At 59.2% G+C, this 13708-nt stretch carries 14 protein-coding genes and 2 pseudogenes; 10 read left to right on the top strand and 6 right to left on the bottom strand.

Annotation, left to right across the window (positions count from 1 at the left end; all coding sequences use genetic code 11):
• Nucleotides 1-46: 46 nt before the first annotated feature.
• From CE491_RS22435 to CE491_RS31310, 3 genes and pseudogenes are all read right to left on the bottom strand, one after another.
• Nucleotides 47-841, bottom strand: a complete 795-nt coding sequence (locus CE491_RS22435) for an NYN domain-containing protein (RefSeq protein WP_110950533.1) — start codon at nucleotides 839-841, stop codon at nucleotides 47-49.
• 117 nt (nucleotides 842-958) lie between these two features.
• On the bottom strand, nucleotides 959-1726 hold the full coding sequence (locus tag CE491_RS31315; RefSeq protein ID WP_407681361.1) for a methyl-accepting chemotaxis protein: 768 nt from the start codon (nucleotides 1724-1726) through the stop codon (nucleotides 959-961).
• Nucleotides 1727-1819: 93 nt separating this feature from the next.
• Nucleotides 1820-2902 (bottom strand): annotated as a pseudogene (locus CE491_RS31310) (HAMP domain-containing protein); the annotation flags it as partial.
• A gap of 340 nt (nucleotides 2903-3242) precedes the next feature.
• On the opposite strand from CE491_RS31310, the gene CE491_RS22425 reads away from it, so the two are divergent.
• The 3 genes from CE491_RS22425 (at nucleotide 3243) to CE491_RS22415 (ending at nucleotide 4692) form a co-directional block, all read left to right on the top strand.
• Nucleotides 3243-3731: a GNAT family N-acetyltransferase gene (locus CE491_RS22425; RefSeq protein WP_110950634.1), complete on the top strand. Its 489-nt coding sequence runs from the start codon at nucleotides 3243-3245 to the stop codon at nucleotides 3729-3731.
• A 100-nt stretch (nucleotides 3732-3831) separates the two neighbouring features.
• Nucleotides 3832-4224: a VOC family protein gene (locus tag CE491_RS22420; RefSeq protein ID WP_110950531.1), complete on the top strand. Its 393-nt coding sequence runs from the start codon at nucleotides 3832-3834 to the stop codon at nucleotides 4222-4224.
• A gap of 219 nt (nucleotides 4225-4443) precedes the next feature.
• A complete protein-coding gene (locus tag CE491_RS22415) occupies nucleotides 4444-4692 on the top strand; it encodes a hypothetical protein (RefSeq protein WP_110950530.1) in 249 nt (82 codons plus the stop codon).
• A 48-nt stretch (nucleotides 4693-4740) separates the two neighbouring features.
• Here CE491_RS22415 and CE491_RS22410 read toward each other — a convergent pair whose 3' ends face one another.
• Nucleotides 4741-5154 (bottom strand): hypothetical protein, encoded by a 414-nt coding sequence (locus CE491_RS22410; RefSeq protein WP_110950529.1) that lies wholly within the window; start codon nucleotides 5152-5154, stop codon nucleotides 4741-4743.
• A gap of 325 nt (nucleotides 5155-5479) precedes the next feature.
• Nucleotides 5480-6571 carry an NADH:flavin oxidoreductase/NADH oxidase gene (locus tag CE491_RS22400; protein ID WP_110950528.1) on the bottom strand — a complete coding sequence of 364 codons (1092 nt, stop codon included), beginning with the start codon at nucleotides 6569-6571 and terminating at the stop codon, nucleotides 5480-5482.
• Between the two features lie 86 nt (nucleotides 6572-6657).
• Here CE491_RS22400 and CE491_RS22395 point away from each other — a divergent pair, with 86 nt between their 5' ends.
• The 4 genes and pseudogenes from CE491_RS22395 (at nucleotide 6658) to CE491_RS22380 (ending at nucleotide 9540) form a co-directional block, all read left to right on the top strand.
• Nucleotides 6658-6957, top strand: a complete 300-nt coding sequence (locus CE491_RS22395; protein WP_110950527.1) for an ArsR/SmtB family transcription factor — start codon at nucleotides 6658-6660, stop codon at nucleotides 6955-6957.
• A 303-nt stretch (nucleotides 6958-7260) separates the two neighbouring features.
• Nucleotides 7261-8020: pseudogene (locus CE491_RS22390) on the top strand (GGDEF domain-containing protein).
• Between the two features lie 232 nt (nucleotides 8021-8252).
• Nucleotides 8253-8435, top strand: coding sequence for a hypothetical protein (locus CE491_RS22385; protein ID WP_199885217.1), 183 nt, complete (start codon nucleotides 8253-8255; stop codon nucleotides 8433-8435).
• Between the two features lie 106 nt (nucleotides 8436-8541).
• Entirely contained in the window at nucleotides 8542-9540 is a 999-nt protein-coding gene (locus CE491_RS22380; RefSeq protein WP_110950525.1) for a bile acid:sodium symporter family protein, read from the top strand.
• Nucleotides 9541-9602: 62 nt separating this feature from the next.
• Here the strand turns inward: CE491_RS22380 and CE491_RS22375 are convergent, their stop codons facing one another.
• Entirely contained in the window at nucleotides 9603-10046 is a 444-nt protein-coding gene (locus CE491_RS22375; RefSeq protein WP_110950524.1) for a hemerythrin domain-containing protein, read from the bottom strand.
• Nucleotides 10047-10273: 227 nt separating this feature from the next.
• On the opposite strand from CE491_RS22375, the gene CE491_RS22370 reads away from it, so the two are divergent.
• The 3 genes from CE491_RS22370 (at nucleotide 10274) to CE491_RS22360 (ending at nucleotide 13632) form a co-directional block, all read left to right on the top strand.
• Nucleotides 10274-11227 carry an aliphatic sulfonate ABC transporter substrate-binding protein gene (locus tag CE491_RS22370; protein ID WP_110950523.1) on the top strand — a complete coding sequence of 318 codons (954 nt, stop codon included), beginning with the start codon at nucleotides 10274-10276 and terminating at the stop codon, nucleotides 11225-11227.
• 15 nt (nucleotides 11228-11242) lie between these two features.
• Nucleotides 11243-12568 (top strand): LLM class flavin-dependent oxidoreductase, encoded by a 1326-nt coding sequence (locus CE491_RS22365; RefSeq protein WP_110950522.1) that lies wholly within the window; start codon nucleotides 11243-11245, stop codon nucleotides 12566-12568.
• A gap of 338 nt (nucleotides 12569-12906) precedes the next feature.
• Nucleotides 12907-13632 (top strand): alpha/beta hydrolase, encoded by a 726-nt coding sequence (locus tag CE491_RS22360; RefSeq protein ID WP_110950521.1) that lies wholly within the window; start codon nucleotides 12907-12909, stop codon nucleotides 13630-13632.
• The last annotated feature ends 76 nt before the right edge of the window (nucleotides 13633-13708 follow it).

The following is a 13708-nucleotide window of genomic DNA, read 5'->3' as shown; positions in this document are numbered from 1 at the left end:
AGAGCTGATCCGACGGTTTGACATTGATATCCCGCCGTCGTCCGCGTCACTTCCCAGGCTGCCTGTGCCTCACGTACATCACCGCCGTGCCCCCCGAAGTGTTTCTGGCCTGGAGTTCGAAGGCTTGCGGATAGCCCTTGATGAGGTCGCTCAGTTTCTTGTAGCCGTGGGTACGGGGATCGAACTCCGGTCGCAGCTTGGTGATGTTCGTCCCTAAAGCACCAAGCTGTACCCAACCATCCTCGTCGGCGATGTCGTCCAGGATTTTCGCAATGAATCCGATGGGAGCCTTTGGTCTTTTGGGTGGTTCGGCAGCTGTGGGTTTCGCCATGTCCGCAGGTACGGCCGGGTCGGCAGCTGGCTCTCCGGCGGCCACCGGTATGGCGTCTTCGCGCAGCAGTTCGATGTAGATGAATTTGTCGCAGGCGGCCACAAACGGTTTGGGCGTTTTTTCCTCGCCAAAGCCGTACACCGTCAGACCTTCTTCGCGCAGTCGGGATGCCAGGCGCGTGAAGTCGCTGTCGCTGGACACCAGACAAAATCCGTCGAAGCGTCGTGTATACAGCAAGTCCATCGCGTCGATGATGAGCGAGCTGTCCGTGGCATTCTTGCCCTTGGTGTAGGCGAATTGCTGGATGGGCTGGATGGAGTGGTCGAGCAGGACTTTCTTCCAGCCGCCCAGTTGCGGGCCAGTCCAGTCGCCATAAATGCGCTTTACGCTGGCGACGCCGTACTTGGCGATCTCTTCGAATAGACCTTCCACGATGGCGGCAGGGGCGTTGTCGGCGTCGATCAGTACCGCGAGGTGCTTTTGCGCATGGTTGGAGGTGTGAGTGGCCATGAGTCGTCCTTGGTCAAAGCATCACCATACCTGCAAATGGGCTGGCGTGGGTTTGATGGCAACAACCCGCTCAGGCGGGTTGTTCATGCCGTCCTGCACTCGGTTTCGGGAGCACGATTAGCACTTGAAGCGTCCGACCAGCCCTCTGAGTTGACCAGAGATGTCCGTCAGGCGTCCTGAGCCGGACTGTGCCGAATGGGCGAACTCTTCCACCAGTTGGGCATCGGCATGGATCTGCGCAATGTGCCGATTGATCTCTTCGGCCACCTGATGTTGTTCTTCGGCTGCCGTTGCGATCTGCGTGTTCTGGTCGCGGATCGAATCCACGGAAGTCCGGATTTTGTCAAAGCTGTCGCGTGCTTGCTGAATGCGTTCGACGCTGTTCTGCGAGACCTGCAAGCTCCCCTGCATCTGCTGCGTGACCTCTTGGGTGCGCCGCGCAAGGTTGCCCAACAGACCATCGATTTCTCCGGTGGAGTCGGCGGTACGCCGCGCCAGTGCCCGTACTTCATCGGCGACAACGGCGAATCCCCGGCCCTGGTCACCGGCGCGAGCCGCTTCAATGGCTGCGTTGAGGGCCAGCAAGTTGGTTTGTTCGGCGATCGATCGAATGGTATCGAGGATGCTGTTGATGTTCTTGCTGTCCTGTTCGAGCATCTGCATGGTTTCGGTCGACTGCTGCAGGTCCTTGCTCAGTTTCGATACGCTGCCAGTGGCTTCGCTGATGTGCTGCTGTCCGTCATGCACATCGCGGTAACCGTTATCCGCGCTGGTCGCAGCCTGGCTGCAGGAGCGCGCCACCTCGTTGGCTGTCGCCACCATTTCATTGAACGCAGTGCTGACCAGTTCGACTGCTTCGCGCTGACGTCCGGCAACCTCATCCATGTTTCTGGCTACCTCGCTGGTGTCAGCAGCCGCGACTTGCAGGTCGGAAGACGCGGTGCCGATACGCTGCACCAATTGGGAGATCATACCGAGGAACTGGTTGAACCATCCCGCCAGGGTCGCCGTTTCGTCCTTGCCTTGCACGTTGAGCTGACGCGTCAGATCGCCTTCGCCCTCGGCAATCTCCTGCAAACCGTCGGCAACCCCTCGAATCGGCCGCACGATTACCCGGGCGAAGCTCGCTCCGACGATGGCGAAAATCACCGCGAGTGCAGCGGCAATGGCTGCTATCAGCCAGGTCAGACTCGACGCCTTGGCCATCACTTCTTCGCGCTCGATCAGGCCAATGAATCGCCATCCCAGACCTTGGGAGCTGATGATATTGACCATGTAGACCTTGCCGTCGATCTCGACCTGGGTCGGGCCATCTGCGCGCTTGGCAAGCTCCGCATAGTTGGCGCCCAGGTCTGCCAACGGCTTGAAGTTATGGTTGGCATCGCTGGGATCCACGAGCACGTTGCCGTTGGCTTCGACCAGCATCAGGTAGCCACTGTTGCCAAGTTTGATGTTCTTGACGAGCTCGGTCAGTTGTTTGAGCGATACGTCCAGACCGACCACACCCACCAGCTTGCCAGCCGCGTCGGTTACGGTGTGTACCGTACCGATCAACGAGACGTCATCCGGTGCCCAGTAGTAAGCGCCTGTGCGGACCGTGGTGCCCGGAGCGGCGATCGCGGCCTTATACCAGGGCCGCTGGCGCGGATCGTAATTGACGATCTTTGGATCGTCCGGCCAGCTTGCGTAACCACCGTCGCTCAGGCCAATGGACAGGTAAGCCGTGCTCGGGTGGCTTTTGGCGAAGCCTTCGAATAGCTCAAGGAATTTATGGTTGTTTTCCGTCAGCGGAATCTGCGGAGCGTCGGCTCCCGAGTAATTCTTCAGATCCTTGGCGGCGACGCTTCGAGGGTCTTTGGCCAAATACTCGACGTTCTGGCTGATGCCATCGAAAAACTGCTTCATCCCGTTATCGATCTGGCGGATCTCACGGCCACTGCTGTCAACGAAATCGTCTTTCGCTGCCTCTCGTACGTTGAACACGACGAGCACCGCGACCACAATTACCGGAAGGCATGCGATGGCTGCAAACGCCCAGGTCAGCTTCTGTTTGATGTTCATGATGATTCCGCAGGTTTTATAAGTGTTGGTCGGCAGAAAGAAAACGGTGTGGTTGTGGCATTTACAGGAGGCGTTTTTCGCATTCTTTTCAAGCTATCGGCTACGAGCAGATGAACCTTAGGTACAGTCGCTAGTTGCAGACGGCCGGTGGTGTGCGTTGGGGAGGGGAGACGGCCGGACGCATCGCGGGTCAGGCGCAACGCCCTTTTGAATCGCTAAACCAGGAGTGCGGGCGATGAAAGCCACGCAACAGTGCATGCCAGCTGCGAGCTTCGGCTTTACGACCGGCGGCATCATAGGCAGTATTCGGCGCTTTGGATGGTTTCAGGAGACCGTTGTGATGTCCGAGATCAGCATCGATCGTTACGCGCCAGGTGACGAGAAAGGTATTGTGGAACTGATCGTGCCCATTCAGCGCGAGGAGTTCGGGATTGCCATCGCGGCCGAAGACCAGCCCGACCTGGTGCAAATCCAGTCCTTCTACCAGACCGGCACCGGTGATTTCTGGGTGGCGCGAAAGGATGACGTTGTCATCGGCACGATCGGCCTCAAGGACATCGGCAACGGCCAAGCGGCGCTGCGCAAGATGTTCGTGGCGGCTGCCTGGCGCGGCCGGGAATTCGGCGTGGCGAGGAAACTGCTTGAGTGTCTGATCGAGGCTTCGAAAGCTCGCGGCTTGCGCAGGATTTACTTGGGGACCACCGCGAAGTTTCTCGCTGCACACCGTTTCTACGAAAAGCATGGCTTCGAGCTGATCGATCAGCAGGATCTGCCAGCCAGCTTTCCTCTGATGGCGGTCGACACCCGGTTTTATGCCTTGGCCTTGTGAAAGCGTGGATGCTTGATTGGGGTGAATCCCCTCTTGAGCGGGTAGTCTCTAGCTTAGGGCGCTCATCAATTCCTCCGTTCGACCGCCCTCGGAGGAGACCATGCTCAGCTATCTGTTCATCGGCGCGAATGATATCGCCGCCTCAGCGCGTTTCTATGATGCGATCCTGCTGCCCCTGGGTTACGAGAAAGAATCGGCCGAGGATCAGCACAGCTACTCCCTGCCAGGGACCGAAGACAAGTCCAACGGACCGGGCACGGTTCATGTCGCCAAGCCCTTCGATGGGCAACGCGCCACTGTCGGAAACGGAATGATGCCAGCGTTCCGCGCCGACTCCAGAGCCCAGGTCGATCAGGTGCATGCAGCCGGTGTAGCCAATGGCGGGGCGGATGAGGGCAGTCCAGGCACACGCGCCGCGTACACGGCAGGATTTTATGTTGCCTACCTGCGTGACCCGATCGGAAACAAAGTGGCCATTTTCTTCAACAGTTGATGGAGGCGATGCGCGCCAAAGAACACCTGCGTCCACAGGGTATAGAGTGCGATCGGCCGCCCGAGGAGTGGATGCTCATCACGCGGACGAGTCGCTGCAGGTTTCAGCCACGCACATTTATATAGACGCTGTAGTCGATCTGCCGCCCGTGGGCATGGGAACTGAACTGTGACGCGGCATCGCGGCCTTATCCTTACATCCCGCACTGGAGCGACCCTGATGAACAACGATCAATTCAATCAGTACGATGCGCAGCGCCTCCATCAGCGAGTTGCGCAGGAGCTGGGGATTACCGCCGACGAGTTGCAAACCTGGATGGTCAACGACATCGAGCGGGTTACCGAGGGCGGCAAGGAGGTGGGCCACATGGTGGTCTTTCGCGAATCGACGCCGCCGGAAATCCTCGACAAGCTGCAGCACCGGCAAAGCCAGTTCACCGCGATGACCGGTGTGATCGATCACGAATGACCGCGTTCGCGGTTGCCTCGCCCGGCAGCTTCTATGATTGTCCTGGCGCTATGCCGCGGGTTCGATAGTGGGCCGCTTTCCGATGGGCAGTTTTGCCATCATGATCAGCACCTGCTCTCCGACATGCTCGACGGTCCAGGGCTTGTCCAGGCACATGACATTGCTCTCGACGAGACCGTCGTAATGATCGGCAACCACAATAGGAAGAGTGGGGTAGGCCCGCGACAGTGTGGTTGTCAGGTCAGCGGCGTTCAACACGCCGGGAAGGGTGCCGCTGGCGACTACGATGCTGATCGAGGTTTCGGGATGCTGGACGTAGGCCATGGCTTCGTCGACGTCAACGAATCCCACGGCGTCCAATCCCAGGTCACGAACGGCTCGCATCAGTTGGTGCAGCATGCTGGAGTCAAACACGATCACAGCCATGCCTGCAGCTTCGGAACTATCGGATGACCGTGCCATATCGCTTCCTGCCAGTGCATAACTGTGTTGAGCATGGCACGGATTGGCAAAGCAGCCTGTTTAAATTTTTGCTATCAGACGCGTAAGCAGCAGGCGGCGTTTTAACGCCCTCGTTAGGCAAGGCGCGAGTAACGGCGTCGATTGGCGTGAACTGCATGGGGGCAACGGTGCCCAACCCGATACACACATCGCAGGACACCGCCATGAGCGAAGAGAAGAAAGCACCACCCAAAGAGGACGTTCCCGCTCACTCGACCGAGGAAGAAAAGGAACGCCTTAAGGACTTCAACAAGGACGGAATCCCGCCGGGGTCGAGCTGATCGCTTCAGCGATAACGTTCAAGCCAGTGCGCGTACGGCGCGGGCAGGGTCCAGGATGCTTTGTCGACGCCCAATTCCTTGGCCGCAAAGTACGCCCAGTGTGGATCGGCCAAGTGAGCACGGCCCACCGACACCAGGTCCAGCTGGCCGGCTTCGAGTGCGGCCTGCGCCAGTTGCGGCGTACCGAAACCCCAGGCGGAGGTCACTGGCAGACCCGCTTCGCGGCGCACGCGTTCGGCGACAGGCCCCATGAACGCCGGACCCCACGGGATATTGGTTTCCGGGATGGTAAAGCCGACGCTGACACTCAACAGATCCAGGCCACCGTCCTTGAAGCGCCGGGCCAGTTCGATCGATTCAACCAGGGTTTGCTCATCCCGACCGTCATATTCGATGACACCAAAGCGCGCGGTCAGTGGCAGGTTCTCTGGCCACACCTCGCGAACGGCTGCCAGGGTTTCCAGCAGGAAACGGCTGCGGTTTTCAAAGCTGCCACCGTATTGATCGGTACGCTGGTTGGAATGTTCGGAGAAGAAGCTCTGGCCCAGGTAACCGTGAGCAAAGTGCAATTCGATCCATTCAAACCCTGCTTCGCGAGCGCGGCGCGCAGCGTTGACGAAGTCCTGACGCACGCGTGCGATATCAGCCTGGGACATTTCCTCTGGCACTTTCGGCAGGTTGGCGCCGAACGCGATCGCAGAGGGACCTATGGTTTTCCAGCCGCGAGGGTCGTTTTCGGCAATGTGATCATCGCCTTCCCAAGGACGATTGGCGCTCGCCTTGCGGCCTGCGTGGGCGATCTGAATGCCAGGCACCGCGCCGGCAGCCTTGATGGCTTTCACTGCAGGGACAAACGCCTGGGCATGCTCATCGCTCCAGATGCCTGCGCAGCCAGGGGTGATACGGCCTTCGGGGGAAACAGCCGTGGCTTCGACCACCACCAGACCGGCGCCGCCGCGCGCCATACTGGCAAGGTGTACCTGATGCCAGTCATTGATCACGCCATTGTCGGCCATGTATTGGCACATCGGTGGGATGGCGATGCGGTTTCGCAGGGTGACGTCCTTCAAAGAGAACGGCTCGAACAGTGCTGACATGGGTAAACTCCAGAATATGAGTGTTTCGCTTGTTCGATAGTATTCGAAATATAGCGTTCGTTGGAACCCCCGGCTATCATGTACCCATGCGTGCCTTCAAACATCCCATTCCATCCGACTTTGCCCTCGAGCGCCTGCTTTACGCGTTGAGTGACCCCGTTCGCCTGGAGATCGTTCGTTGTCTGGCGGGCGTCGACGAGGCGTCATGCGGTGAGTTGGACGGCGGTCGGCCGAAGTCGACCATGTCTCATCACTTTCGGGTATTGCGCGATGCGGGACTGGTTCACACGCGCAATGTCGGCACCACACACATGAATTCGTTGCGGGCCGAAGAACTCGATCTGCGCTTCCCTGGGCTGCTGCGCAGTATTCTTGCGCAAGCCTGAACACGTTCTGCGCTCAATCCTCCCGTTACTCCGGTGGCAACCCCTGCAGGCTCCGCGTCGGCGTTGCGCAGCGTGTAATCGAAAACTTCCGTCCTGCGGGCCATGTCCTCTTCCTTTTTGCGGAAGGTTTGGTAGCAATACCTGAATCTGCAACTGCAAATACCGTGCTGTCGTCTCAGCGAGTTTTCTCTGATCGGCGGTTTGACTGTCAGTCGGGACAAGCGTGTCAGGTCCTCTGAAAAATCGCCCTGAACGCATAAAATTGCGCCCCTTTTCAGCACCCCCAGACAGACCAGGCAGTATATGGCGCTCGATCCCATCACCCTATTGACCCTCTCTATTGCCCTCGCTGCCGCGGCGGCGCTGTACCTGGCGGCAGAGTGGCGCCATGTACGGGAGGCTTCGCTGCTGTTCTGGAGTGCGGGGTTTGCGACAATCACGGTGAAGTCGGTACTGGCACTGCTGCGCAGCAGCGGGGTGCTGCTGATCGGGATCTGGTTCGCCAACGGATCGCTGGTGACCGCGCACTTTCTGTTTCTGCTGGGCGTGGCGCGATTTACCGAGGCGCGGCTGTCGCGGGGCTGGTACCTGATTTTCGTCTTGTGGGCGGCAATGTTGCTGCTGCCAGAGGCGCCCTGGTGGTCTGATCGATATCGACCACTTCAAGTCGGTCAATGACCTTTACGGGCACACGGTGGGCGACCGGCTGCTGGTCGTGCTCAGCGAAATGATTCGTTCGGTCCTGCCCGATGGCGCGGTGGCAGCCAGGCTTGGCGGCGATGAATTCGTGATCCTGTTGAGCAATACTTCGCGCGAGCGAATCGTTGAGGTGGGCAGCATCCTGCGTCAGCGTTTTCACGAAGCGGCTTCCCAGGCATTCGCCACGCCTGATGCGGTGACCCTGAGCATTGGCGGCACCTCGTTCGACCAGCGTCCGGCCAGCCTGGGCGCCTTGATAGAGCAGGGGGATGCTGCGCTCTACGACTCCAAGCGCGGCGGTCGCGACAGTATCTGTCTGGTCGACCGAACCCACGCGAGCGAAGCGGCGCTGCAGACGCCGTAGCCAGCCATTTTCGATTCAATGTACTTGGTCTGAATCTCCCGGCAGGCGGGCGCTTGTGGTCTGAACATTGCTATGACCTTGGCGCAGGGGCCGCAACATCCGAAATTTGACGTTAAGGCACGCCTGCCCATCCCGCCGATAATGTATCGATGCGCTCCCAGACGAGCGTGTCATGGAGCCAGCCTTGAGTACCCTCTCGGAAATTGCAGCAAATCTTTTGAAGCGTGAACGTATGTCTGAGGGTTCCAGCGCGCAAGTCACGGCGCAGGACGCGATGGGTTGGGAGCAATTGATGACGCTGTCCAGGGAAAAAGACGTGCACAAGTGGCAGGCGGCGCTCAACGAGTTGATCAGCAAAACGCCGGGAAAGCGTCGCGTGACGGTTCTGCGAGTGATTGAGGGCGGGTTGTCCTGATTGACGCTGTCCGTTAGCCGCTACTCTTCGGCTTGTTGCCGTTAGCCGGCACTTGACCAAGGGCGTACAGTAGCAACACTGTCCTTGCCATGACCGGATTTCATTGATGAGCCGTCCTCGCTTCTTACCCGATAATTTCACTCTGACCCTGGTCGCAGTGGTCATCGTTGCCAGTTTTCTGCCAGCCAGCGGCCAGGTGGCAGTGGGTTTCGGCTGGTTGACCAACAGCGCGATCGCGCTGCTGTTTTTCCTGCACGGCGCCAAGCTGTCACGTGAATCGATCATCGCCGGTGCAGGCCACTGGCGGCTGCATTTGCTGGTGTTCAGCCTGACCTTCGTGGTGTTTCCGCTCCTGGGCCTGGCGCTCAAGCCTGTGCTGTCGCCGTTGATCGGCAATGACCTGTACATGGGCATCCTGTACCTCTGCGCGCTGCCTGCGACCGTGCAATCGGCGATCGCCTTTACCTCCCTGGCTCGTGGCAATATTCCGGCGGCGATCTGCAGCGCGGCGGCGTCAAGCCTGTTCGGGATTTTCCTTACGCCGCTGCTGGTGACCCTGTTGTTGAACGTGCACGGCGAAGGCGGCTCGACCCTCGACGCCATCGTGAAAATCAGCGTGCAGCTACTGTTGCCGTTCGTGGTGGGGCAGATTGCCCGTCGCTGGATCGGCGCTTGGGTCGGGCGCAACAAGAACTGGCTGAAATACGTCGATCAGGGCTCGATTCTGCTGGTGGTATACGGAGCGTTCAGCGAAGCGGTGAATGAGGGCATCTGGCACAAGATTCCGTTGTGGGATCTGGCGGGGCTAGTCGTCGTATGTTGCGTGGTGCTGGCGCTGGTGCTGTTGATCTCGACGCTGCTGGGCAAGCTGTTTGGCTTCAACCTTGAAGACCGCATCACCATCCTGTTCTGCGGCTCGAAGAAGAGTCTGGCCACGGGCGTGCCGATGGCTCAGGTGTTGTTTGTCGGCAGTACCATCGGGGTTTTGATCCTGCCGCTGATGTTGTTCCACCAGATTCAGCTGATGGTCTGCGCCGTGCTGGCCCAGCGTTACGCCAGACGCAACGAGTCGGTGTCGGAGCTGATGGCGCAGGTCGATCCTTGACCCCGAACCGATTCCCTGAAATGACAAAGCCCCGATGATTCGGGGCTTTGTCATTTCATAACTCACGCTTCCGCTAACTGCTCCTCATATTCCTTCACATATTCTCCTGCCAGCTTTTCCTTCTGCTTCTCGTCCAGCAGCTTCCCGGCCATCTGAAAGAACTTATGCTCCTCTTCCTTGAGATGGTGATGCACCTTTTCCGACAGCTTTTTGGCTGTCGCCAGCCAGGCCGGGCTGGACATCTCGGTTTCATCCAGCTCCTCCATCATCTCGTCCATCTCATGATGTTCAGAAATGGCGTGGCGGCTGAGGTCGACGCCGTTGTCGTATTGCATCAACGGTATATAGAAGAAACGCTCCTCGGCGGTTTCGTGCGCCTGAAGCTCGGCCTTGAGCTGTTGATAGGCCTCTACGCGCTCCTTGCTGTCCCCGTGGGTCTGAATCAGCGCATCGGCATAGCCGCGCTGGCGGTCATGGCTTTCTCTCAGGGCTTCGAAGATGTTCACAATGTCTTCCTCAATCGGGGCGAGTTCGCTGCTTATTCCTAGACCTCGCCAGACAAGCGGTCGTTCAGTCGGCGTGGCGGCATAAGCTTAGATCCATACGTTTCTTTCATAATTCTTTGCAGTTTTTATAATAAAAACGACTTTAACGCCTTGCGCTCATGCTTTTCGGTACTGAGTGTTCTACCCATCGCCTTCATACGGCTTACCCTCGTCACCCAAGGATCGCCATGTCCCTACGTAAACTCATCGTCGCTTGCGCCCTGCTCCTGGCGACTGTCACGGCACACGCCGAACAGGTCATCAACATCGGATACCAGCGCTCTTCGACGCTGTGGATCCTGCTCAAGAATGACGGTCAGCTGGAACAACGTCTCAAGCCATTGGGTTTCACCATCAACTGGCATGAGTTCAGCAGTGGCTTGTTGAGTGCAATGAACGCGGGGAGTGTCGATCTGCACGCTGATGTTGCCGACGCTTTCGCGCTGTTCACTCAAGCGGCCAATACGCCGTTGACCTACTACGCACGGGAAAACCCGTCGCCGACCGCGCAAGCCATCATCGTTCAGGACAATTCGCCAATCCGCAGTGTCGCTGATCTGAAAGGCAAGAGCGTGGCGGTGTCGAAGGGCTCGGGCAGCAATTTCCTGCTCATCTCGGCACTCAAGAAAGCTGGCTTGACCCTGGCCGACATCACGCCGGTTTACCTGGAAGCACCGGACGGCGTGGCGGCATTCTCCAGCGGCAATGTCGACGCGTGGGCCATCTGGGATCCGTTCCTGGCGACCCAGCAACGTGAGCACCATGTGCGCGTGTTGGCCGACGGTACCGATGGCGTCGCCAACTACAACCGTTTCTATGTTGCCAACACCAGCTTCGCCAAAGCTCATCCAGAAGTGCTGCAAGTGGTGTTCGACACCCTTCGTCAGGCCGGGCAGTGGGTCAAAGGGCATCCGCAGGAAGCTGCGAAGAACCTGGCGCCGCTGTGGGGCAACATTCCGCCGGAAACCGTGGAGCTGGCCAACCAGCGCCGCAGCTACGACATCGTCCCGGTCAGGATCGATGAGTTGGCCGAGCAGCAACGCATCGCCGATTTCTACTACGAGGCGAAGTTGATTCCAAAACCTCTGAAGATTTCCGACATTTCGGTTTGGGTCCCACAAACCAAAGCCAAATCCGAATAAGACAGGAGAACGTTCATGAGCCGTCAAATTCACCTGTCAGCCTTTCTGCTGACCGGGCCGGTCATTCACAGTCACGCGGCCTGGCGTCACCCGGAAACAGTGGGTAATTACCTTGATCCCGAGTACTACGCCCGTACCGCAAAGGTAGTGGAAGAGGGGCTATTCGATTTTCTTTTCTTCGCCGATCGCCTGGCCGTCGGCGACCAGATGGGCGGTTCGCGAGACCTGGCGCTGCGTTACGGCGCGCAGGATGCGACGCGGCTGGACCCGCTGCCGATCCTCTCGTATCTGGTTGGGCAGACCAGCAAACTGGGGTTGGGCGCGACCCGCTCGACTACTTACTACGAACCCGCGCACATCGCCCGGGAGTTCGCCACCCTCGATCACCTGTCCAGGGGGCGGGCGGCCTGGAACATTGTGACGTCGATGAACGACAGCGAAGGCCGTCTATTCGGTAAGGACAAGCATCTGGAGCATGACCTGCGCTACGACCGCGCTGACGAATTCGTCGAAGTCGCGTTGAAGCTATGGCGCAGTTGGGGGCCGGGCGCATTGAAGCTGGACCGCGAGAGTGGCGTGCTGGCCGATCCTGACAAGATTACCTCGGTGCAGCATCACGGCGAGTGGTTCAAGGTCGAAGGCCCATTGAACATCCCGCGCACGCCGCAGGGCAGGCCGGTGTTGATTCAGGCAGGATCTTCCGGGCGCGGTCGACGGTTCGGGGCGCGCTGGGCTGAGGCAATTTTCACCATTCACCCGCATTTGAAGGCAATGCACGCGTTTCGCGAGGACGTGCGGGGACAGGTCGTGCAGCAGGGGCGCAATGCCGACAGTTGCAAAGTGCTGACTGCGGTCATGCCGTTCATCGGTGGCAGCGAGGCTGAAGCTCGTGCCAAGCGCGACAAGCACAATGCCTTGGCGCGTCCGGAGCTGGGGTTGGTGACACTGGCCTCGCAGCTGAACGTCGATCTGTCACCGTTTGCGCTGTCGTCGACCCTGGCGGAAATCGCCCGTGCGCCGTCGATCCACCCGGCTGCGGCGGAAAAGCTGTTGATGCAAGGCGCAGACACAACGCTGGAAGAACTTGGCCGGATCTTTGCCAGCAGCGTGCGCGTGCCGCAACTGGTAGGCACCGGCGCGCAGATCGCCGATCAACTGGCCGAGCTGTTCACCCAGGGCGGCTGTGACGGTTTCGTGATTTCCCCGGCATATCTGCCGGGGTCTTTCAGCGAATTCGTCGAGAGCGTGATTCCGCACTTGCAACGCAAGGGGCTGTTCCGCACGGCGTATGAAGGTTCGACGTTGCGCGAGCATCTGGGACTTTCTGCCCTGGAAGATTGAGCGTGCGGTGTTGAACCTCTGTTCATAACCGCGGTGGGAGTGAGCTCGCTGACCAACAGTGGCTGTCAGGCGCTGGAGGTGCGGTGCCTGTACCGGCCGGTTCGTGAGCAAGCTCACTCCCACGTTTCTGCGCGAGAGCGCGGCATTTGGACCAGGGGCCCGTCACGGGACATGCCCGGCTGTTATGTCCCCCGCCTGGCAGCAGGGTCGCCACGTGGTCCGAGAGAATGTGCATCCCGTACAGCAACCCGACAGCATCCCCCGATCGATGAAGGGCTGACATCCGAAACATGCTGCGTATGATGGGCCCGACGTTTTTCTGAAAGGGCCCGTTCTCCATGATGAAGTTTTTCGCCGCGCTGCTCTGTGTGTTCACAGGTTTCGCCCACGCCGAACCTGCACTGCTCACGGATCTGGCCTTGCCGTATATCGCTGCGGCCCCCGCAGATTCCAAAGACAAACCCCTGATCATCTTCCTGCACGGCTACGGCAGCGATGAGCGCGACCTGTTAGGCATCAAGGGCGAGCTGTCGCCGGATTACACCTATCTGTCGGTACGTGCGCCCGGGGAAGTCGATGGCGGTGGCTACAAGTGGTTCACCCAGGACACTGATCAGGCGGAATACGAAGGCGTGACCCGCGATGTGGATAAAAGCACCGACCTGCTCAGAACCTTCATCGAGCAAGCCACTGAAAAATACGCTACGCAGCCCGACAAGGTGATTCTGGTGGGCTTCAGCCAGGGCGCGATGATGAGTTATCAGATCGGCCTGCAGCATCCTGAATTGGTGCGAGGCATCGCGCCGCTGAGCGGCAAGATTCTTGCGGCGCTCAAGGGGCGGTTGAAGCCGGATGATCGGCTGCAAGCGCTGAAGGTGTTCATTGGTCATGGCTCGGCAGACAACCGCGTGCCGTTCTCGGGTGCCACCGAGGCGCAGAGGGTTTTGGAAACGCTGCTGGTCACGCCGGAGTTTCATTCCTACGCGGGGGCAGGGCATACCATCACCTCGGCGGAAGTGGCGGATCTGAAAGCGTGGATTGAGAGTGTGCTGGCGCCGCACTGACGATTCCGTAGCCATCCGGCTGAGCGGCAGGGCCGATCTTACGGACAACACCGATCACCCAGATCTGGCGCAAACA

The sequence above is a fragment of the Pseudomonas bohemica genome (assembly GCF_002934685.1).
GTDB lineage: Bacteria > Pseudomonadota > Gammaproteobacteria > Pseudomonadales > Pseudomonadaceae > Aquipseudomonas > Aquipseudomonas bohemica.
The sequence above is the reverse complement of the archived record's forward strand: the minus strand, read 5'-3'. Positions and strand labels throughout refer to the sequence as shown.

Coding starts and splice junctions, on each gene's coding strand:
- CE491_RS22435 (WP_110950533.1), bottom strand. CDS start 841: ATGGCCACTCACACCTCCAACCATGCGCAAAAGCACCTCGCGGTACTG.
- CE491_RS31315 (WP_407681361.1), bottom strand. CDS start 1,726: ATGGATGAGGTTGCCGGACGTCAGCGCGAAGCAGTCGAACTGGTCAGC.
- CE491_RS22425 (WP_110950634.1), top strand. CDS start 3,243: ATGTCCGAGATCAGCATCGATCGTTACGCGCCAGGTGACGAGAAAGGT.
- CE491_RS22420 (WP_110950531.1), top strand. CDS start 3,832: ATGCTCAGCTATCTGTTCATCGGCGCGAATGATATCGCCGCCTCAGCG.
- CE491_RS22415 (WP_110950530.1), top strand. CDS start 4,444: ATGAACAACGATCAATTCAATCAGTACGATGCGCAGCGCCTCCATCAG.
- CE491_RS22410 (WP_110950529.1), bottom strand. CDS start 5,154: ATGGCACGGTCATCCGATAGTTCCGAAGCTGCAGGCATGGCTGTGATC.
- CE491_RS22400 (WP_110950528.1), bottom strand. CDS start 6,571: ATGTCAGCACTGTTCGAGCCGTTCTCTTTGAAGGACGTCACCCTGCGA.
- CE491_RS22395 (WP_110950527.1), top strand. CDS start 6,658: ATGCGTGCCTTCAAACATCCCATTCCATCCGACTTTGCCCTCGAGCGC.
- CE491_RS22385 (WP_199885217.1), top strand. CDS start 8,253: ATGTCTGAGGGTTCCAGCGCGCAAGTCACGGCGCAGGACGCGATGGGT.
- CE491_RS22380 (WP_110950525.1), top strand. CDS start 8,542: ATGAGCCGTCCTCGCTTCTTACCCGATAATTTCACTCTGACCCTGGTC.
- CE491_RS22370 (WP_110950523.1), top strand. CDS start 10,274: ATGTCCCTACGTAAACTCATCGTCGCTTGCGCCCTGCTCCTGGCGACT.
- CE491_RS22365 (WP_110950522.1), top strand. CDS start 11,243: ATGAGCCGTCAAATTCACCTGTCAGCCTTTCTGCTGACCGGGCCGGTC.
- CE491_RS22360 (WP_110950521.1), top strand. CDS start 12,907: ATGATGAAGTTTTTCGCCGCGCTGCTCTGTGTGTTCACAGGTTTCGCC.